Annotated in this window: 17 protein-coding genes; 12 read left to right on the forward strand and 5 right to left on the reverse strand. The window is 46.4% G+C overall.

The annotated features are described in order from the left end of the window. Positions 1-17 precede the first annotated feature (17 nt). The 10 genes from CXK86_RS27730 to CXK86_RS27775 all read left to right on the forward strand — a co-directional run bounded on the left by CXK86_RS27730 (position 18) and on the right by CXK86_RS27775 (position 11,733). The gene (locus CXK86_RS27730; RefSeq protein WP_076254495.1) at positions 18-752 is read left to right on the forward strand and encodes an acyl-CoA dehydrogenase family protein; all 735 of its coding nucleotides are present in this window, start codon (positions 18-20) and stop codon (positions 750-752) included. Beyond that, positions 752-1,909 (forward strand): acyl-CoA dehydrogenase family protein, encoded by a 1,158-nt coding sequence (locus tag CXK86_RS27735; RefSeq protein WP_083685145.1) that lies wholly within the window; start codon positions 752-754, stop codon positions 1,907-1,909. The genes CXK86_RS27730 and CXK86_RS27735 overlap by 1 nt, the downstream gene beginning before the upstream one ends. Further along, positions 1,902-2,855, forward strand: a complete 954-nt coding sequence (locus CXK86_RS27740; RefSeq protein WP_076254500.1) for a hypothetical protein — start codon at positions 1,902-1,904, stop codon at positions 2,853-2,855. The genes CXK86_RS27735 and CXK86_RS27740 overlap by 8 nt, the downstream gene beginning before the upstream one ends. 13 nt (positions 2,856-2,868) lie before the next feature. Then, positions 2,869-4,254 carry an MATE family efflux transporter gene (locus CXK86_RS27745; protein WP_143781325.1) on the forward strand — a complete coding sequence of 462 codons (1,386 nt, stop codon included), beginning with the start codon at positions 2,869-2,871 and terminating at the stop codon, positions 4,252-4,254. Positions 4,255-4,287: 33 nt separating this feature from the next. After that, complete coding sequence (locus CXK86_RS27750) at positions 4,288-5,421, forward strand: arginase family protein (protein ID WP_076254505.1); 1,134 nt, start codon at positions 4,288-4,290, stop codon at positions 5,419-5,421. Further along, positions 5,418-6,395, forward strand: a complete 978-nt coding sequence (locus CXK86_RS27755; RefSeq protein ID WP_076254508.1) for an LpxL/LpxP family acyltransferase — start codon at positions 5,418-5,420, stop codon at positions 6,393-6,395. Before CXK86_RS27750 ends, CXK86_RS27755 begins: the two co-directional genes overlap by 4 nt. Positions 6,396-6,419: 24 nt before the next feature. After that, on the forward strand, positions 6,420-7,778 hold the full coding sequence (locus tag CXK86_RS27760) for an insulinase family protein (protein ID WP_047840299.1): 1,359 nt from the start codon (positions 6,420-6,422) through the stop codon (positions 7,776-7,778). A 15-nt stretch (positions 7,779-7,793) separates the two neighbouring features. Continuing rightward, on the forward strand, positions 7,794-9,011 hold the full coding sequence (locus CXK86_RS27765) for a M16 family metallopeptidase (protein ID WP_076254510.1): 1,218 nt from the start codon (positions 7,794-7,796) through the stop codon (positions 9,009-9,011). A gap of 30 nt (positions 9,012-9,041) precedes the next feature. Next, on the forward strand, positions 9,042-9,797 hold the full coding sequence (locus tag CXK86_RS27770; protein WP_076254512.1) for a 4'-phosphopantetheinyl transferase family protein: 756 nt from the start codon (positions 9,042-9,044) through the stop codon (positions 9,795-9,797). Positions 9,798-9,921: 124 nt separating this feature from the next. Further along, positions 9,922-11,733 carry a S9 family peptidase gene (locus tag CXK86_RS27775; RefSeq protein WP_076254514.1) on the forward strand — a complete coding sequence of 604 codons (1,812 nt, stop codon included), beginning with the start codon at positions 9,922-9,924 and terminating at the stop codon, positions 11,731-11,733. Between the two features lie 128 nt (positions 11,734-11,861). Here the strand turns inward: CXK86_RS27775 and CXK86_RS27780 are convergent, their stop codons facing one another. The 4 genes from CXK86_RS27780 to CXK86_RS27795 form a co-directional block, all read right to left on the reverse strand. Continuing rightward, entirely contained in the window at positions 11,862-12,896 is a 1,035-nt protein-coding gene (locus tag CXK86_RS27780; protein ID WP_076254517.1) for a phosphotransferase family protein, read from the reverse strand. Positions 12,897-12,917: 21 nt separating this feature from the next. Continuing rightward, positions 12,918-13,892: an SMI1/KNR4 family protein gene (locus tag CXK86_RS27785; protein ID WP_076254519.1), complete on the reverse strand. Its 975-nt coding sequence runs from the start codon at positions 13,890-13,892 to the stop codon at positions 12,918-12,920. Positions 13,893-14,074: 182 nt separating this feature from the next. Continuing rightward, a complete protein-coding gene (locus CXK86_RS27790) occupies positions 14,075-15,106 on the reverse strand; it encodes a ribonucleotide-diphosphate reductase subunit beta (RefSeq protein WP_036607380.1) in 1,032 nt (343 codons plus the stop codon). A 407-nt stretch (positions 15,107-15,513) separates the two neighbouring features. Beyond that, positions 15,514-17,832 (reverse strand): ribonucleoside-diphosphate reductase subunit alpha, encoded by a 2,319-nt coding sequence (locus CXK86_RS27795; protein ID WP_076254521.1) that lies wholly within the window; start codon positions 17,830-17,832, stop codon positions 15,514-15,516. Between the two features lie 772 nt (positions 17,833-18,604). On the opposite strand from CXK86_RS27795, the gene CXK86_RS27800 reads away from it, so the two are divergent. Beyond that, the gene (locus tag CXK86_RS27800; protein ID WP_017690882.1) at positions 18,605-18,931 is read left to right on the forward strand and encodes an MTH1187 family thiamine-binding protein; all 327 of its coding nucleotides are present in this window, start codon (positions 18,605-18,607) and stop codon (positions 18,929-18,931) included. 134 nt (positions 18,932-19,065) lie between these two features. On the opposite strand, the gene CXK86_RS27805 is transcribed toward CXK86_RS27800, so the two are convergent. Then, positions 19,066-19,602: a stalk domain-containing protein gene (locus tag CXK86_RS27805; protein WP_076254987.1), complete on the reverse strand. Its 537-nt coding sequence runs from the start codon at positions 19,600-19,602 to the stop codon at positions 19,066-19,068. A gap of 226 nt (positions 19,603-19,828) precedes the next feature. Here CXK86_RS27805 and CXK86_RS27810 point away from each other — a divergent pair, with 226 nt between their 5' ends. After that, positions 19,829-20,155 (forward strand): MTH1187 family thiamine-binding protein, encoded by a 327-nt coding sequence (locus tag CXK86_RS27810; RefSeq protein ID WP_017690882.1) that lies wholly within the window; start codon positions 19,829-19,831, stop codon positions 20,153-20,155. The last annotated feature ends 253 nt before the right edge of the window (positions 20,156-20,408 follow it).

Genomic DNA, 20,408 nt, shown 5'->3' on the forward strand with positions numbered 1-20,408 from the left:
CAATAGGAGGAGTGCATATGTCAGTCTTGAATTCTGATGAGGTAGGTACTGTGCCGGCTGGTACAGAGGCCGCAGGTCGTCCGGTACCCACTGTAACAGATCTGCTGGAAGCAGCAATGTTGCGTTTGGATACACGTCCCGTGTTGTTATGCCAAGGGGGGATAATACTGGCGACACCTGAACTCGTGAAAAGTGGGCCATGGATATGTCATGCAGAGACAGGCCATATCTACGAATGGAAACAGGTACGTGCGGATCGGGTGGAAGATCGGATGTTGGAGCCTTCAGGTCTTTTACTCTATCGAATATCGGAACTTCGGAATGAAGATGTGGCATTTTTTGAAAGACAAGATGATGTCACAGGTGATATAGCTGATCTTCGAAAACGGTTGCTTTATTTCCGTACTGAACTGTGCAACGCAGGATTGGAGCAAGTGCGTAATCATCTATCCAGTCGCAACTCAGGGGGGCAATCCACACTTCAGCATCAACTGGTCAAGGGCATGATTGCTGATGTTTTGACTGTACTATATATGGCTGAGACTATCCAGTCGGATGAATTCGTATTAGAGCAATCAGACATTTCGGAGGCGCGTACAAGTACATGGGTTCATCAAGAACTGGATGAGGCCTTCCGTCAATTGCAGCGTCTTGGAGGAGGATTTGGCTATTTGCGACATGCGATCTCGGCTTACGTGTATGCAGGTCAAATGGTCAAAAATATGCTGCTCATTCCGAAGGAGGCCTTCTGATGATTACACGATCTACCATTGCTGTTTTTGAGCAGGAAATGAAACAATATGCCACGGAATTACGTGATATTGGCCTGGTCATTGACCGTGAACCTGAGCGTATAGCTGAGTTCACACATCTGGTATCTCTGCAAACCATCAATCGCATGATGATCCCGCCGGAATATGGCGGTGAACCGATCGTCACTGTAGGTCAGGAACGATATTATGGTCTTTCCTGTCTGGAAAGAGTTATCGCGATTGAGGAACTGTCAGCAGGTGATGCCGGTGTATTTCTCGGGAGCCCGGGTCCATCGATGTCCAGTGTAATCATATCAGCTCTGGCTGACTCACAACAGAAGGAGCGGTACTATTCTCATTTTCTCAAGGGACCCGCATGGTCATTCTTCGCTCTTACTGAACCGGAAAAGGGCTCGGATGCTACGGGTATTGGCACACGAATTTCGCGGAACAAGGAAGGCAGACTGAACCTTGACGGACAGAAGTACTATATCGGTAATGGTAGTCGTGCCAGCATCGGACTGGTATTTGCTCAGACCAATCGTACGCCTCTCGGCATCCAGATTGCGCTGGTAGACACGTCTGTGCAGGGATTCAGCGCTACACCTCTGGATACGATGGGGGTTAGAGGTGTGCAATTGAGTCACCTCACGTTGGATGGTTTTCCGCTGGCAGAGGAAGATATCATCGGGCGTCATCTCAGTCCAACCAAGCGTGGATTATGGGGCGCGCTTCAGACCTTTCATCGCATGCGGCCTGGTGTCGCTGCACTTGCGCTTGGAGTCGCACGGGCAGCATATGATTATGTGAAGGAGCAGAGGTCTGTTTTCTCGGAGAGGGAGAAGGTGGAATTAGAGCGACTGGAGATGCGCCTGCATTCACTCCGTAGCATGATTCGCAGCGCAGCGGCGGAGATTGATGCGGATGTGCAGAAAGGGTATCTGGCTTCCCTGAGCAAAATTCGTGCTGGAGCACTGGCTGAGGAGGCCACGGAACTGGCGCTTGACCTGATGGGACCTGGTTCTATGATTGACCATCCTTTATTGAATAAATGGTATCGGGATGCGCGTGCCTTCGAATTCATGGAAGGAACTACCTCCATTCAGAAGATCAACGTTTTCCAAGCCTATGCCAATGGAAAAATGAAGCATGCCTGATACGCTGAATAACCCTCGTGCGATGTCTGTCTATGTTAATCATATCTGTTGGGTTACGGCCGAAGATCACTTGTATACCACGGACATGCTCGATGTTGAAGATTACTATTACTTATCTCCACACATATATATGGAAGAGAACTATTATGACAGGTCTATTGTGCGAACCCGCTCTTTGCGATCCGATGATCAACGGGTAACTGCCGGTGATCTTGCGCTAGTTGTCATGGAACCTTTGGCTTCTGGTACAAGTGAGTGCTGGGATCTGTTGATTCTGGCCCAGACCTATCCTGAACGCTACGCCATGAATCCACCTTTGGCCCGAATTCTGGAGTCTACCTCCTGGAAGGTGGACTATCCACTGGCACTTTCCCATATGGGGCCACTCGCTGCTACGGAAGGAATGCAGGCTGCAGCATGGACACTAGGGAGAGAGGAACGAGGGATGTTTGTTCTGGCGGAACAACGTGTAATTGAAGAGCACGACTCTCCCGGAGATCTGTCTGATATGGCTGTTGCCTTGGAGTTAAACAGACAGTCCGGTGCTCTTGCCGTGAATTATATAGGAAAGAGAACGGTTGACGATATCGAAGGGAGTGTTATGGCTTCAGAGATTATATCCATTATAGATGAGTTCATGGATGCTGGTCAGACGGAGAATATTCTTCTTCAATCCCGTTTACGTAGACACATAACCCCTTATTCGAAGCCAGGCATATCCTTGATCAAGTCAGTCTACCACGTACCTGAAACTATTGATTACCAAAGTGGCGACGTGTGGATACAGCTCGCTGAACAATTACAGAACGGAAATATAAAGGTGGATGATCGTGTTCTATTGATATCCTGGGATGGCGAACGGCTGTTATCAGCCTGCTGTGTACATGTAGTACATATGCCTGTCCTGACTCGTCTCACACTACATCAGGAAGTGAAGACATCATGAATGGAGGAGGAGATTGAATTTGAAAGGTCTGGATTACACTTCGGGATCGGTGAACCGGTTGTTAATCCGCACTGCAATACCGATGCTGCTTGCTTCTTTGGTTAACGTAACAACGCAGCTGGTCAATGTTTTTTTTATGGGTCATACCAGTCAGACCGTGTTATATGTGCTATCACTGTATATTCCCATTTCCTTTATCATGATTGCGCTTGTGGAAGCCATGCAATTGTCGGTTCAGGTTGCTGTCTCACGGAGCAGAGCGGAGGGTTCGCGAGCTTTTACATCGCTACTTGGGCATATGCTTGGCAGCGCAGCTATTTTTTCAATTGTTGCTGGCGGTGTGGTTATGCTGGTGTCGCCACTTCTCTCCTGGTTTTATGCCGTCCCTATAGATGTAAGGCCCATGTTTACCATTTATGTGGCGGGCATGATGGCAGCAGGTGTGCCCGCTGTGCTCGCAGCGGTGGGTGGTGCCGCATTGCGTGGGTTGGGCCGAGCTCAAGCGGCAGCGTGGAATTCCGTAGGTACGGCATCGCTCAACATTATGCTGGTGTACTGGTTCGTTTCGGTGGCTGGAATGGAATTGAAGGGAATTGTATACGCCAATCTTATTTCTTCAACACTCTCTTTGCTCATAAGCCTTCTGATTCTGATATTGAGGAAGGAATTTGTGTATGAACGGGTAACATTTGTGTGGAAACATCTCATTGCACTTCAGCAGGTAGGCATTCCCGTATTTATTTCGTACTGTCTTATCTTTTTGAGTACTTTCTTTTTCAACAAAATCGTCAGTCAATTTGGGGAAGGGGTAGTTGCTGGATTCGGAGTTGGATATCGAATTCAGACGATGGCTATACTGCCCGGAATCGTTATTGGATCGGCTATCGGGATCATGATTAATCATAACCTCAAAGAGGCTCATCGACCACGTGCATACGAGAGCTATCGCAGAGGTCTGGTACAGTCATTCATTCTTTATGCCGTAATTGCCGTATCCATCTGGGTATGGCGGGAACCGTTGACAGCTTTTCTGATTGCGGATCCCGTATCCCGTGCAGAAGCGGCCCGATATCTGGCAGTGGTTTCCCTTTCCTATCTGACCATGGGTCCTATGATGACAACGCTGCTTACCATGGAACAGAGTGGACGCGGCTATCAGGCCCTGCTTATGAATGCTGCATATTTTCTGCTTATTATTGTTGCAGGGTGGGGGCTGACACGAATCTTTGATCATGTGGGATACTTCTATGGCGTCATTGCCTTTGTTAATGCAGCGAGTTTATTATGCATCTTACCCGTGATCAGGCTGTTCAAAAAGGACTACACAGATTCATCCGGGCATAAACCAACTGACGCGGATGAGCAGGAGGGTCTAGCTGCTCAGAGTTATTCGACCTAGATATAACCAATATCAAATAGAGGAGGTCTCATTATGAAAGCTCCGGAACCTGTATACCTGGTACGCCGCATCGGCGATACGTTGATTGCAGCCGATGAGACGTTCAGCCAGTTCTATCAGATTGAACCCGCTGAAGAATTGGAGACACGTCCGATCCCCCAGCTAGATGGCATTGACCCTCCAGATGAGCCTTATTTCTCACTGGAACCTCTCGTAGGTCAAGATTCACCGCATCTCTATATGCTGGGTATTCCCTATTCGGGAGGTTCAGGTATGGAGGGATCAAAAGTCGCGGGATTTGAGCAATCTCTTCGGGCCGAATCATGGAAAAAGGTAATGTATCCAGCTCTGACGCAATCCCACATATCAGGACTATATGACATTGGCAGTGGCCAGAGATTGCTTGAATCAGTAATGATGCAGGATTTGGGTACTTGCCAAACAGATGATACGGATTCTTCCTACTCGAAGGGTCTTAACTCAGCTCTGGTATATACGGAAAGGGAAGAGGCGCTACTGTGCTGCATTGGTGGGGATCATTCCATTACGTATTCCATCCTGAAATCCATATTGAGTCGATCCAATGCAAGAATCATACTCGTCCAGTTTGATGCCCACCATGATTGCGGGGTGGATGCTATTCATCAGAATGAGATGCATCATGCCAATTTTGTGAGGCATCTACTGACGGAGGACGGTATCGCCGCAGTCGTGCAGATTGGTCTGCGCGGCCTTCGTTCTGTAGATCAGATGTACAAACATCCCAAATTGGTTCAGATTCCTGCAGAACAGATGACCCCGGAACGAGTGCGGACAACCCTGCTTGATATACAGCACAAGTTTCAGGCGGAAGTGGCCTATTTATCGTTTGATTTAGATTGTCTTGATCCTGGGAGTTTTCCTTATGTTGATTTTCCTATCAGTGGAGGCCCGTCATGGTTTAACACCCGAAACTGTGTGGTCGCAGCGCTGGAATCCTCCTTGCCCTATGTGGGCTTTGATATGGTGGAAGGGCAGGAAGCAGAATCGGATGAACGCATTCCGGGGCAATATGAGATGGCCCTCAGAATGCTTACGTATATGATGGATGGCATGCATCGAAATTACCTGCGACATGGAAAGGATGCTCTTAGAGTTTCTCAAGCCTTGGAGGGGACACGTAGATGATGAACTTTAGATCTTTATATGATATGTACCGTGAACAGGTCAGAGATGAACTTCATAAGGAGCGACAGGATGGCATTCATTTGGGGTCCTTTTATGCACTGATGAACATTATCAAGGAGATGGCTCCGCTTAAGCCGAAGCAGTCTGCTGAGTCCATCTGGATGGACTATCTCGCATTTCTTCGTACAATTAATGAGCACAAGAAAAGCCCCTATTCGTTTATGGAGTGGGATGAGGTAGAGGGGCGGGAACATCTGCAGGCAACGTTGCGTGAAGGTGGGGCATTATTAACCTGGCATTATGGTTTTGTAAGGCACAATATGATTACGATTGGACAGGAAATACGTGCAGGCCATATGTCTGCCAAGCTTCCATTCTATCTGATCGCCGAGCAGGAAACAGTGGAACAGGAGAAGAAGCTGTCCGGCTGGGAGGCCATCCGCAAGTATGCAGGTGCGGAACTGCTCAATGCGGAGGATGAGATGATTGGTATCAGGCTGTATTCCCATTTGCGGAAAGGTGGATCATTCAGTCTTTTTGTAGATGGACAGACCGGATTCAATACGGATAACCATGCTGTTGAACTACCTTTTCTAAGTTCGAAAATTCGCACTCGAAGTGGTATTTTTCGTATTTTGGCCAAAACACAAAAGCCAGTATGTGTATACTTTATGACCCTTACAGAGGACTTTCGTTCCAAGATCGTTTTTCTGCCGCCGGTTGTATTGGATCAGGATATTCAGGCTTCTGCTGATAGGATATACGAGCCATTTCGCGAGCAACTGTTAAGCCAGCCAGCATTGTGGCGTTTCTGGGACAGGCATCACCAGCAGGTCATCCACTGGAGAGATGATGAAACATCAATTACTGATGAAACAGTCAGCCGTGTGGACTGGATTTCCAAGCCACTTGATGGTTTTGGACAGTTAGGTCTGAACACGGACAGTGGAGCAATCTATAATATCAGTTCGTAGATGGAAGTGAGGAGGGGCGAAAAGATGCAGTCTTTTACTACTGAGAGGCGTAACAATCTGTCGGTGCACGTGCTGCCAACACACCAGTATGCCAATTATTACGTGCAGATTAACCTGATCAATGCTCAGCAAACCATACCCTCAGCTATATTTGTCATGATAGTCCGTTTGTTAATGAACAGCTGTCGTCGCTTTCCATCGAACAGGCTACTCCAGCAACAGTTATGGTCCCTGTATGGTGCAGACCTGACCTGTCGTTTTGATTACAAAGGCGATACTCAGATTGCCTCGATCACAATGCGCATACCTCGTATAACAGAAGATAAGTTAATAACTGGAACGCAGATGGAAGCCATACATAGCGCTGTGCAATTACTCGCAGGCTTGTTGTATGACCCAGCGGTTGATGATCATGGCATGTTCGATGAGATGCAAGTACAGGATGAAATGGCTTGGACTGAACATCATATCGCGCATGATGGAACGGATTGGGACAAGGTGGTGCAGAGCCGCTGTCTGGAATGGATGGGATATGAAGGGCAGAACCGTCAATTGGCTCTGGATGAACTACGGCATTGTGTCATATCTCATGAGTTGTGTCGGCACTATCAGGCATTGATCCAAATTCCGATCCATGTTCATGTTCTTGGCGATATCTATCCTGGGCGAATTATGGATCTGATCTGGGAACAATTTGAATGTGGGAACAGGGAAGTGTTCAAACGCTGTTGTTCGGAGAGGGAATCAGAACTACACCCAATCAACACACAATATCCAGGAGAGGATGAAGTAGAGGGGCGACAAGGTAATCCTGCCGAGCAGCGGGAGGCTGAAGCCATGATGATGGAACTGTTGGACATTCAACAGTGCAAGATCAATGTTACTTATAGTACAGATATTCGATATGGCTCTGCTTTATATCCGGCTTTGTTTGTATTCCATACCTTATTTGGAGCGACACCCGCGTCCCGGTTGCAGGTTGAATTACGTGAACGTTCCCAGTTGGTATATCAAGTTACCAGCACATTGGATGATTTTCGGGAAACGCTTCACATTACAACGGGCACCAGCAGTGCTAACGTGACGGCTGTTCTCGAAGGAATCGATATGGAATGGAAGAGAATCTGTGACGGAGATGTATCCGAGAGGGAGTTATATACCGCTGTGCAGAATGTGATGCATTATGTTCAGGTCGGATTCGATCTGCCACATCAGGTCATTACAAATCATATGGATCAGGTGTTGAGCGAAAGTCAGATGACGACTGTACAATTCCTTGAAGAAATAGCAGAAGTAACTCCTGAAAGGGTGGCTTCCGTTGCTACCGAGTTGAGGAAAGAAGTCACATGGATTCTGTACCCTGAGAGTGAATATTCCGCATAGTACAGGAGGGAAATCATGAGTACTACTATATTAAATTCATGTGTCTGCAAGCGTTTATCCAACGGCCTGAACGTGAGTATACTGCCACAACCCAAATATAGTCATACATTTGTATCCTGTTCTGTACCCTATGGGTCCATTCACGATATTGCCCTTGCGGGTACGGCACATTTCCTTGAACACATGATGTTTTATAATCCCGATGGTCAGTCCGTCAAATCACTTCTTCATGCCGAAGGGGCCTCAACGTCGGCGCTGACGCGTTATGATGTAACGACGTACCAACTTGCTTGTACAGGCAATCTAAGGAACAGCCTTCAACTTTTTATGAATATGATTGCAACTCCCTATTTCACGAAAGGAAACATTGAGCGTGAGCGGGCGGCGATTCATCAGGAACTGGAAATGTACAAGGATCAACCCTCCTGGCTGGCTCTTCAGCAATTGTTGCAGATGATGTATGGTAACGACCATCCAATCACACAGGATGTTGCGGGCACACCGGAGAGTATTGCCGACATTACCGTAGAATTGCTGAGCAATGCCTATACAAGTCATTATGCGGCTTCTAGAATGTCTGTGGCAGTAGTGGGACCTGTTGAACCGGCGGAGATATTCGAATGGTTAGAGAACTTTTCGATGGATCAACCCAAGATCATGTCCCCTACTCCATTCATTCAGCCGTTGCAGGAACAGGACGAGACTTATAAGGAAATGAATGGTGGATCTTCGATACCTCTTGTCCGGTTTGGCTTTCAGGAAGAGAGGCCGGTTACGCAATTGGAGACTCAGGTTGCAACCATGATTGGTATCGAAGCTCTTCTAGGAGAGACTTCAACATTCTTCACAGAGAGTGTGAAGTCAGGTTTGCTCAGGAAGGGGAGTCATTGGGATCACTATTACAGGCAGGAATTTGCTTTCTCCAATGTCTGTGGGTATTCCGTTGATCCCATTGAATTACATCAACGAGTTAAGGAAGAATGCAGTCGCATTCAGGACCGTACGCTCTCTTCCGAAGATATACACTTTGCTCGGATGAAGTGGATCAGTAACCACTATGCAGATATGGATTCATTGAAAAAACGTTGCATGAACATCTCTGAATATGGCGTTATCGGGCTGGATTACATGCAAATGAGCGAATGTGCTATGAAACTGACGGATGAGGAGATCGGAATCCACCTAAAACGTATAGCGAAACCGAGTCATCTGAGGATGTCCGTTGTTCGTTGAGCAAGAAGAGTAGGGAGAGGGGGTGACCTTGTGAAACCTGCAGTTACAGAATGGAAGGAATCCGCTGCGGTTCATTTTGTGGCAAATGAAGTACATATCTGGACGCAGCCTCTTCCGCACAAGGGAGAGGATTTTTTGTCAAGGTTGGATATAGACACCTGTGTACTGAGCCAGGATGAAATTGAACGTGTACAGAGAAAACAGAAACAATCCATGCATGATGCTCAGAATCTGGTTATGTCGCGTACATTTCTGAGAGAAGTACTGGCAATGTACACGGGTCAATCAGCGTCAGATATTTATATTGAATATGGAGCTTCAGGCAAACCTTATGTTCGGTGTGGACCGCAGTTTAACCTTTCTCATACCGAAGGATGTTGTGTACTGGCATTAGCGGCTCATACAGAGCTGGGAATTGATCTTGAGTATGTACGTCCGTTGCTGCGGATGAGCGCGGTGATCAGGCGATTTTTGACGGAAGATGAGAAGTGTTATGTACTGAATCACAGGGAGGAAGAACAGGTAACGATCCGGCGTGTTTGGCAAGTCCTCACACAAAAAGAGGCTTGGATTAAGGCGTGTGGTCAATCTCTGTCCGGACAGTGGCGAAAACTGAATACGATGGGAGAAGGGTTAGATGGGCATCACGTTGTGGAACGGGAAGGGCAACATTATAATTTGCAGTCTTTGAACGTAGGTCCGAATTACTCCGCTACCTTATGCACTACAGGGAAGACAAGACCGCTTGTACGCTGGATGAATGTTGCTGATGATAAACAAAGCTAAGGATAATTTTAAATTATAACTCACATATCTATTGTCTAAACATTGGCATTACCTATAATATGGACAAATGGTACCTTAATTTACCAATTTTAAATTCATTGGTTCAATTCCAAGGAGGTTTGTCATGATTCAGTTTCCTAAACCGGATGTCGAGCAATATTTTCAGACGTACCGTATTTCACATTTTGCCGTATCGGCAGACGAGAAACGTTTGTTCATGGACAGCAATCTGAACGGTCAGCCGAATATTTGGGCGATGGATTTGCCTGGAGGATACCCGTATCCTTTAACGTACTTGAATCAGAGCAGTCAATTTATCAAAGCAGACCCGCAAGAACGTCATCTGCTTACCGCGTTTGATCGGGATGGAGATGAGAACTATCATCTGTATGCACTTCCACCCGAGGGTGGTGTTCCACTGCCTGTGGTTCCGGCAGAACCGAATGATCGCTGTTATTTCGCTGAGTTGTCCGAGGATGGACAACGTCTCTATTATGTCACCAGCGCGGGTAATCCGAATTATCTGAATTCACGCCGCATCGATCTGGAGACAGGGGAAGATGAACTGTTATACAGTGGAGAAGAGGTTACGAGCAGCCTGGTTGCTGTAAGTCCTGACGAGAAGAGTTATGTCATTTTAAAAATGTACTCCAATACGTACCAGACGGCGCATCTGTATCGTAACAATGAAGAAATGGTGATTCTGCCAGCTTCAGAACGTTATAGTCAGGTATCTGATCTGATTTTTGCAGATGATAATCGTCTTCTGTTCATTACCAATGATGACTCCGCATACGCCTATGTGGCTGAATACCGTATCGATACCCGCGAATTCCGCTTATTGTGCAGAATCGAAGGGGAAGATGTGGAGTTCATCCGCTGGCATCAGGCTTCCGAGACCTTATATTTCTGGACACTTACAGGGCCAGAGAATCGTATGTACGTATTGGGCAAAAATGACGATGAGCCTCGGCGCATAGAGATGCCGCTGGATACGATAGAGCAGGTGAACGTTACAAAGGCTGGCAATGTGTATATCCTCGGACGTGGAGCGATTCAACCGCATAACATTTATCGCAAAATAGCAGGTGCTGAGTCCTGGGAGCCGCTGACTGCCAATCGGGTAACCGGACTGGACCCAAGTGATCTCGTGTACCCTGACGTTATTCAGTATAACTCCTACGACGGACTGGAGATTGAAGCTCTCTTGTTCAAAGCAAAACCAGAGCAAGCCAATGGTTACACCGTATTTTGGCCTCATGGTGGGCCGCAATCTTCCGAAGCAAAGTTTTTTCGGCCGATGTTCCAGATGATGCTCGCTCAGGGCTATCATATTTTTGCACCGAACTTCCGGGGCAGTACCGGATATGGTGCGGAATTCGTCAAGATGGTTGAGCGTGATTGGGGTGAGGGTCCAAGGCTGGACTGTGTTGCCGGGATCAACTGGCTGTTTGATCAGGGAATTACCTCGCCGGAGCGGTTGTTTGTGGTAGGTGGAAGTTATGGGGGATATATGACCCTGTTATTGGCAGGTCGCCATCCGGAACTGTTTCGGGCAGCGGTCGATATTTTTGGGCCAAGTAACTTGTTCACATTCCTGGAATCCGTACCGGAAGACTGGAAACCGATGATGGATAACTGGCTGGGTGATCCGGTCCGTGACCGCGAACGTTTAACGAAGGATTCACCGATTACGTATCTCGATCAGATGGTGAACCCAATGTTGGTCATTCAGGGTGCTAATGATCCAAGGGTCGTGAAGGCCGAATCCGATCAGATCGTGGCCGCGCTCCAGTCGAAGGGACTTGATGTGGAATACATCGTTTTGGATGATGAAGGTCATGGCTTCTCCAGGAAAACAAACGAGATTCTTGTGTACCGCCGGATGCTGGAGTTTTTGCAGAAACATCAGGAGTCACCCGTTGCACAAGCTTAAGTTGAGAGATTTCATCGTTGACTTAAATATAGTGAGATGAGGAAAACCGCCAAAGATCAAGGATGATCTCTGGCGGTTTTATACGTGCGCCCGCATGTTGGGCGGCATATATGGAACGATACATTCTACTAATCTAACAATGCGACAATCGAATTAATGGACTGCTGCGCCCACTGTGCAAAAGGCAGGTCGGCTGCCCAAGTCACTTGTCCTGTGGCGTTGGCTTCCCCCCACCACAAGATACGTTGATAGAGCAGATGCATGCGGAGACGTGTGCGGAAGTGTTGGCATTTCTCCTCATCTGCTCCACAGACCAGATCCCGGTAGCAGCGAAGGAACTGTGCGGCCAGTTCTGGTTGACCCTCACGAACATACCTGGTGGATATTTTGGTGAGGTCGGCTGTTCCGTCTCCGAAATAGGCCGTTGTAAAATCGAACAAACCACTAATCTGCCACCCTGAAGAACGGCCGTCCAGATTTTGAATCAAAATATTCTCGACCTTGAAGTCTCCCATAACAAAACACGGAACAGCTCTGGACCGAAATGCCGGTTCAGCATTCTTGAATTGCTCGTCCACCCATTGAACATCTTCATCCGTAATCACCGAGTACTGTTCAGCATCATGTAACCAGTGACGAATGGTTCCGTACAACCAGTCCAGATAATCGCCTGCAAAGGAAACAATCTGCTGTGCTACAGGATCATATTCCCCGGCATCAGGCACCTTCCAGCGGTGCAGTTCAGCCAAAGTATGGGCAAACATACAGGCGATCTCTTCCTGATCTTGCTGTGACAGTGAAGCCTGGAATACTGGATCATACAGGTGATTCCCGGGCAGGCGTGGCATTATGGCATAACTCCAGCCTAGCAGATGGGTATCTTCATGTAACAAATATGGATCAGGGACAGGAATGGACGTATGTTTCGCCAGTTGTTCTACAAAAAACTTTTCTTCCTGTAACTGTCCTGCATATAAAGGATTGCCTTTCAGAATATACTCTCCACGGGAAGAGCGAATGAGCAGTGTCTGACCCATAACACCTTTATCCGTTCGTCGATAATCTTCAAGGGTTCCCAGGTCAAGCTCATTCAGCGCATCCTGCAATGGAACTGCGGCCACTTCGCCAAGTTGATTGGAACCAAAATATATACGGGTTGTCATATGGCCGGACCCTCCTGGGTTTTAGTCCTCATGCTCTTCGTCAGACAGGTCATACGTATCCTCATCGACCAATCCACGGATGAAAGCTTCAAAATTGGGCACAAGATATGTAATCTCATAATCATTTTCCTGATCCACATGAACTACACAGGGTTCGCCTTCAGGACCACAGAAACGATAATCCAACATAACAACATCATGACCAGCGGATGGACAATCACAGATCACAATCCCCAGATCGGGGTATCCCCAATCTTCGATCATGAACCGACTTCCCAGCTCACCAGCGAGTGCGTATATTTTATCGTGTCCAATTCCCATAATGCTTGAAATGGCAATGTGATCCTCAGCCCAGGAAGTCGCTTCTTTGGTGGGAAATACAGTGAGCGCAGGGATACCGCCGTTTTGCGTATTCATCAGTTGAATATAGGAAGCGGGCAGCTTGTAACCCAATTCTTTCTCAATAGTCAAAATCTCTTCTTCATCAAAAGGTTCTGATACATGATTGTCCTGCGCATAATCACTCTGTACCCAGAACGTTGCGGGATCATAAGTCCCTGAAGCGGCTCTTAGATGGTTCTGTGTACCGCTCTGCTCCAATGCTGCGATATTCTCTTCATGGCGTTGACGATCCATTCGCATCTTCTCCGCTTGGGGACGAATCTGGCGAAGGAATTCAAGGGTAGATTCATCATGGGGCAGAAGTTCATCAGCTCTCTCAAAAGCCAGTAGTGCCTGTTCATAACTTGCTATATGACAGTATGCATAACCCAAGCGGTATTGCCAGAGCGGGTCGCTTACCCCTTGCTCCTGGACAGACAACAAATGTTGAACGGCTTCGCGGTAACGTGCGTCATTGTTATAGGCTCTGGCGAGTTGACCAATCAGATCATAATCCCGCTCTGAGACGGGGATTCGTTCAATATGTTCAATAATGAGACTGAATTGGTCCTGCTCATGCCACAAGTTGATTTGTTCCAGCAGTTCTCTTTCCATGAATAGGCCTCACTTCCGTAGGAGGGGTATGAATCTCTTTCAAAACTATCTTACAAGGTTAAGAGACAAAAAAACACTCCCGCATGCAGATAGCCATGAAGGCATTCTATCAAAGGGAGTGCTTTAATTTGTGTTTATTTATACCGGATATACTCAAGTAGTAGATACCCGATCAGAAGATTTTACAAATCGTCAAATCCGTTATCGTCGCCAACTTTACCGTAGTTACGGGATTTAGCTTCAAAGAAGTCGGTTTTGGTTGCATTCAGTGCTTCATCGGAGAATGGTTTGATCCAAGGCATGCAGTTTACATCCACACCTTCATATGCTTTCTCCATACCCATCAGACGCAGACGTTTGTTGGCGATGTACTTGATGTAATCTTCCAACTCGTTCAGGTCAATACCGCGCACGTTGCTGAGTGTGTAATGTGCCCAGTTGGTTTCAAGCTCAACAGCACGATGGATGGTTGTGTATACGTAGTCCATGTTCTCAGGTGTGTTCAGTTCAGGGAAGTCTACCAGCAACTGTTTGTACACTTCGGCGAAGAAGTAACAGTGTTGGTTTTCATCTCGCTGGATATACGAGATCATCTGGCTGGTTGCCATCATTTTCTGGTCACGGGCCAGGTTGTAGAAGAAGGCAAACGTACTATAGAAGAAGATACCTTCGAGTACCAGATCGGCGACCATAGCCTGGAAGAACGTCTGTGGAGACGGCTCGTCCCGGAATGTTTGGTAAATGTCTGCGATGAAACGGTTACGGTCAAGCAGGACTGGATCATGTTTCCAGTATTCAAAAATTTCCTTTTGCTCCCGATCAGATACGATCGAAGACAGGACGTAGGAGTACGATTGGTTATGAACGACTTCCTGTTGTCCGATAATGGCCGAGATAGCTTCGAGTGAAGAATCGGTAAAGTAACGTTTTACGTCACCAACAAACATCGTCTGCATGGAATCAAGTACCGCGAGCAGGGAGATGTTGATTTTGAATGTACGTTGCTCTTCTTCATCCAGTTGAGCAAACTGGGAAGCATCTTTGGACATTGGAATCTCGTCTGCGATCCAGTGGTTAAGTAGCAGTACTTTGTACAATTTGTACATATGAGGCATACGAATGTCGTTCCAGTTCAGGATACCGGAGCATTCACCTTCAATAATACGGGTTGATTGGTTAGGGGCTTCGGTGTTAAAAATTTTCTGTACTTGCATTGTTCCGTTCACTCCTTGAATGAATTTGCACTGTATAACTACGATGACAGAACAACCTTCCGATCGCTGTTATCCCCTGATTTTTTTGATTCCCTCTTTTAAAGGGGAAAATCCGGTGATAAAGGCGAAGTGTATGCTTCCGAAGTAGCTTTCTTTCAGAAAGCTTTTAGCTTCGCTTCTTCAGCTTTTTTCTGTCCTCTTCGTTATCGTGTAATCATTAATTCTTTTATATATATTAGGGTTGTATAATGTGGCATCTATATCAACATCTTGCGATGCTGTGATCGTTTTTTAGGCAAAAAAGAACCAGGGCAACGCCATTTTGCAATCAAAACAGGATGCCCTGGTGGTCACCTCGAATCTAGTAAATCTTCTCTATCATGGATAAAACGTAACTTGCGTAAAAATCAAGATTCTTCAATCGTTAATGCACGGCTACGAACATAATAAGTTGATTTCATGCCGGCTCTCCAGGCGTGCAGATGCAATTCCAGGAATTCTGTTGCTTTAATATCTGGTCGAACATAGAAGTTGAAACTTTGTCCCTGATCGACGTGGCGCTGACGGGCAGCCGCCATATTAATGGAAGCATGTTGGTCCACCTGGAACGCCGTTTGGTAATAAGGGCTTGTTTTTTCGGACAGATCCGGAGCCGGATTGGCAATTTTGTAAGTTGTTTTCTCTTCATAAGATAACAGCTCATAGAGCGGATCAATACTAGCCGTTGAACCGGCAATAATGGACGTGGAACCGTTAGGTGCAATGGCGAACAACCAAGCATTACGTACACCGTTTTGTCGTACTTCGGCTTGCAGTTCTTTCCACTGTTCGGTTGTCACGAACTCGCCTACGCGCTCACCTGATGTGTACTCGCGTTGGTCGAAGTAATGACCACTTTCCCAATCGGAACCTTTGAATTTCGGATAATGTCCTTTTTCTTTGGACAGCTCCATACTGGATTTCACGAGCAGGTAGTTAATTTTTTCATACAGATTATCGTTATACGTTACAGCTTCTTCAGACTCCCAATGAATGCCTTCGAGAGCAAGCAGGTGGTGAAGTCCAAACGTTCCCAGACCGACTGCGCGATATTGGCTGTTGGTATATTGGGCTTGCAACACTTCAATGTTGTTAATGTCGATAACGTTGTCCAGCATGCGCACCTGAATTGGAACAAGACGCTCCAATACATTATGAGGTATAGCACGTGCCAGATGGATGGAGTTCAGGTTGCAGACAACAAAGTCGCCAGGCACTTTGGAAATCACGATGCGAGTTTGTCCATCCTTGGTTACGAGTTCTTCCTTTTCAATTACAGTGGCAGACTGGTTCTGCATAATTTCGGTACACAGGTTAGAGGAGTATACCATACCGTGTGCACGGTTAGGATTCGAGCGGTTAACCGTATCGCGGTAGAACATGTATGGCGTACCTGTCTCCAGTTGGGACTTAAGTACACGCTTCATGATGTCAATCGCCTGTACTGTAATCCGGGACAGCAGTGGGTGATTCACCGCTTCTTCGTATTTATCACGGAACGCACCTTCACCAAAGGACTCATCATAGAAATCTTCCAGTCCGAGTGCACGACCATTCTCGTCCTTCCAGCCCATCACTTTCTTTGTTTCGTGCGGACAGAACAGGCTCCATTCGCCGCGAGTGGATACCCGCTCCATGAACAAGTCAGGCAGACAGATGCCGTGGAATACGTCATGCGCACGCATACGCTCGTCACCGTTGTTCAGCTTCAGATCGAGGAAGGCCAGAATGTCTTTGTGGAAAACGTCCAGGTACACGGCAATGGCACCTTTACGCGTACCGAGCTGGTCTACGCTGACCGCTGTATTGTTCAGTTGGCGAATCCAAGGGATTACACCGGAACTTGTATTTTGGTGACCACGGATATCAGAACCACGAGCTCTGACTTTGCCGAGGTAAACGCCGATGCCGCCACCCATTTTGCTCAGACGAGCTACATCCGTGTTGGAATCGAAGATGCCTTCGAGTGAGTCGTCCACCGTATCAATGAAGCAGCTGGAGAGCTGACCGGCTACTTTTTTACCTGCATTGGACATCGTAGGAGTAGCTGCGGTCATGTACATGTTGCTCATGGCCCAGTATGCTTCCTTGACGAGATCCATACGTCTCTCGGCAGGCTCTTGGTGCATTAGGAACATGGCGATAATCATATAACGCTCTTGCGGCAATTCCATTACTTTTCCGTCAAAATCGTGAGCGAGGTAACGTTCTGCCAGTGTGAGCAAGCCGATGTAATCGAAGAGCAGATCGTTGCGGTAGTCAATGCACTCAGCAAGTTCGTCGATCTGTTCTTTGGTGTAACATTCCAGTAATTCTTCGCGGTAGATACCTTTCTTCACGAGATCTACAAGAAGAGGGTGAAATGCGCCATAAGGCTCGTCCGGGTAAGACTTGTATCTGCGGTTGGTAGCCGCTTTTTTGTAAAGGGAAGTGAGCAGGGAGCGCGCCGCTGCAAATTTCCAATTAGGCTCCTCTTTAGTTACCAGTTCCAGTGCGCTCATGATAAAAGCGTTGCTGATTTCGTCTCCGGTAACTTCATCACGGCGGAGCTTGCTGTTTACCCCACGTACCAGACGTTCCTTGTCCAGCATTTCCAGTCCTTCCAGAGTACGGTCGGCATATACCGAGATGCGCATATCATCAAAGGCAAGCTGGCGGTTGTTCGGCTTGGTCACAACTTGTGGCATGAATATTCCTCGCTTTCGCATGTTAAAGATATAAATTGGAGAAATTCTTTATATAAAGAATTGAGTGTTGTCTTACGGTGAGAAAAAGGTAAAGGTTGCTTTTGGCAGACTGAAACGGCGGTGACAAGTTCATGTCTTAAATCGCTCAACTTGAGGAGCACAAAACAGCACAATTCAGAACATGCTCATATAAAAAGCATTCTCCCGCCTCGCGGCTGAAAATGCCCATGGATGCTCTGGCTTCCTTACTGTCTTAGAAGTTCTGGATATCGACAGAAAAGGGTGCTTATGTAAGCTTTGGTCTATTGCAGATGTGCCTGTAGTTTGAGGATACCGGATGCAGTCCAAACAGCCCCGTTAACCTCCATGTCAACTCTGTTTCGAGAAAGCGATTTACACCTACAGGGACGTGCCTTTGGAGGTGATTTCATCCTGTTTTTCGCGAGAATGCAGAAGGTGACTAATAGAAGCGGAGAAATCTAGTGTTACTACATTTTGTAGCTGTCAACATACTGTAACCCAACATATTGTGTTTGTAAAGTGGGCCGATACAGTAAAACGTAATTCCGAGTATACCATTTAAGCCAGGAATCCGCAAAGGAAAAGGACTGGAAGATTTGAAGATTTATCAAAAAAATTTTTGAACAATTTGAATGACGTCTTCACGTCAGTTTGAATTGTAACGCATTCAACTGGTAGAATAAAAATAGTCAAAAATCGACTAAAATTAGCGGCAGCGGTTGTTCACGGGGCCCAGAGGAGGCGGAGCAAAATGGCAATAGCAGAAGTGACTGTAATTCCAATCGGAACGGGTACAACCAGTCTAAGCAGTTATGTGGCGGACATGCAAAAGGTATTGGAACATCAACGGGGCATTACATATCAGTTAACTTCCATGAGCACCATTATTGAGGGACCGCTTAACGAGATCTTTACAGCAATTGCGGCTCTGCATGAAGCACCGTTTTTGTCAGGAGCTCAGCGTGTTTCCACATCCGTCAAAATTGACGACCGTCGTGATAAACCGGATGCCTCAAGTATACAGAAGTTACAATCGGTTCAGGATAAACTGACGTCACTTCAGGCAAGACCTAATTAACAATTAATCAATTGTTCTGAAAGAGAAGCAAATTCTTCATATATTAGAAATGGAACTATCGATATTTTTACGTAAAGAAAAACAAAACAATCCTCGTTGAAATTCTCTAACCGAGGATTGTTTTGTTTATTAGACTATTGGATCAAACCAGCTTTTTTTAGATCTCCACGATTCAGAACTAGGGAACCCTGTAATTTTTTGTAGCGGATTGTTTTACCTGAGGGATCCGCCACAACTTTTTCCTCGTTTTCCTTAAGACCATTGGCGTTGACACTAAGGATGGTTTTTAGATTTTTTGAGACGTTGTAAACATCCGCCGAATCTCCTTTTAGAGCAACTTTATATCCATTAGATGCGGATAGATCAATCAGGCTAATCCAATCTGCTTGAGATTGACTCTTCGCAGAAAACTCAATGGAACGGGACGCACTGGTGTAATTAACTTCATAGCCAAGGATCTTGGCAACTTCACGAAGTTGTAAATACGTATTGCCCTTATAAAGCAATTGATCTGACGTAACAGTCTTGGACTGACCGTTAACAATAACTTTAAAGTTTGCCAAAGTTGCTTGAACTTTTTGTGAGGTAGCAGCCACAGCCATTGAAGAAGAACCAACCAACATCCCTATAGATAAAGCAACGATAACCTTTTTCATTTTCACCTTGATCATCAACTCCTATGTAATTGTATTATACCTGAGAATAATACCCTAATTAGGAAGCGTTGACACGGGTGGAAACTATTATTTTTTTGCTTCTTACGACTCAAATTTTGCTGAACCACTGATAATTTGAACAATTATTATGAAATTATAATAAGGATGAATTAATTCAGTCAAAAATCGACTAAAATTAGCGGCAGCGGTTGTTCACGGGGCCCAGAGGAGGCGGAGCAAAATGGCAATAGCAGAAGTGACTGTAATTCCAATCGGAACGGGTACAACCAGTCTAAGCAGTTATGTGGCGGACATGCAAAAGGTATTGGAACATCAACGGGGCATTACATATCAGTTAACTTCCATGAGCACCATTATTGAGGGACCGCTTAACGAGATCTTTACAGCAATTGCGGCTCTGCATGAAGCGCCGTTTTTGTCAGGAGCTCAGCGCGTTTCCACATCCGTCAAAATTGACGACCGTCGTGATAAACCGGATGCCTCAAGTATACAGAAGTTACAATCGGTTCAGGATAAACTGACGTCACTTCAGGCGCGTCCGAATTAATGGTTTAGTATAAACATCCGTATATACGGTTATTCGGTATGTTATAAGTCATTAATTAAAGGTTAGATTGTGTCTCTGCGTAGTTAACGTGAATTCTATAAACTGAAAGACAAAAAGACCAGCTTATGGTCATACCCCTGTCAAGTAGACAGATGAAAAAAGCTATGCTGCCAGCGCGCATCGATATTCAATCGGTGCGCGCTGTTTGAGTTTGGCTTGAAAGCGTCGGTAGTTGTAATTGTACACGTAATCT

This window comes from Paenibacillus sp. BGI2013, assembly GCF_002843485.1.
Classification (GTDB): domain Bacteria; phylum Bacillota; class Bacilli; order Paenibacillales; family Paenibacillaceae; genus Paenibacillus; species Paenibacillus amylolyticus.

Coding starts and splice junctions, on each gene's coding strand:
- CXK86_RS27730 (WP_076254495.1), top strand. CDS start 18: ATGTCAGTCTTGAATTCTGATGAGGTAGGTACTGTGCCGGCTGGTACA.
- CXK86_RS27735 (WP_083685145.1), top strand. CDS start 752: ATGATTACACGATCTACCATTGCTGTTTTTGAGCAGGAAATGAAACAA.
- CXK86_RS27740 (WP_076254500.1), top strand. CDS start 1,902: ATGCCTGATACGCTGAATAACCCTCGTGCGATGTCTGTCTATGTTAAT.
- CXK86_RS27750 (WP_076254505.1), top strand. CDS start 4,288: ATGAAAGCTCCGGAACCTGTATACCTGGTACGCCGCATCGGCGATACG.
- CXK86_RS27755 (WP_076254508.1), top strand. CDS start 5,418: ATGATGAACTTTAGATCTTTATATGATATGTACCGTGAACAGGTCAGA.
- CXK86_RS27760 (WP_047840299.1), top strand. CDS start 6,420: ATGCAGTCTTTTACTACTGAGAGGCGTAACAATCTGTCGGTGCACGTG.
- CXK86_RS27765 (WP_076254510.1), top strand. CDS start 7,794: ATGAGTACTACTATATTAAATTCATGTGTCTGCAAGCGTTTATCCAAC.
- CXK86_RS27775 (WP_076254514.1), top strand. CDS start 9,922: ATGATTCAGTTTCCTAAACCGGATGTCGAGCAATATTTTCAGACGTAC.
- CXK86_RS27780 (WP_076254517.1), bottom strand. CDS start 12,896: ATGACAACCCGTATATATTTTGGTTCCAATCAACTTGGCGAAGTGGCC.
- CXK86_RS27785 (WP_076254519.1), bottom strand. CDS start 13,892: ATGGAAAGAGAACTGCTGGAACAAATCAACTTGTGGCATGAGCAGGAC.
- CXK86_RS27790 (WP_036607380.1), bottom strand. CDS start 15,106: ATGCAAGTACAGAAAATTTTTAACACCGAAGCCCCTAACCAATCAACC.
- CXK86_RS27795 (WP_076254521.1), bottom strand. CDS start 17,832: ATGCCACAAGTTGTGACCAAGCCGAACAACCGCCAGCTTGCCTTTGAT.
- CXK86_RS27800 (WP_017690882.1), top strand. CDS start 18,605: ATGGCAATAGCAGAAGTGACTGTAATTCCAATCGGAACGGGTACAACC.
- CXK86_RS27805 (WP_076254987.1), bottom strand. CDS start 19,602: ATGATCAAGGTGAAAATGAAAAAGGTTATCGTTGCTTTATCTATAGGG.
- CXK86_RS27810 (WP_017690882.1), top strand. CDS start 19,829: ATGGCAATAGCAGAAGTGACTGTAATTCCAATCGGAACGGGTACAACC.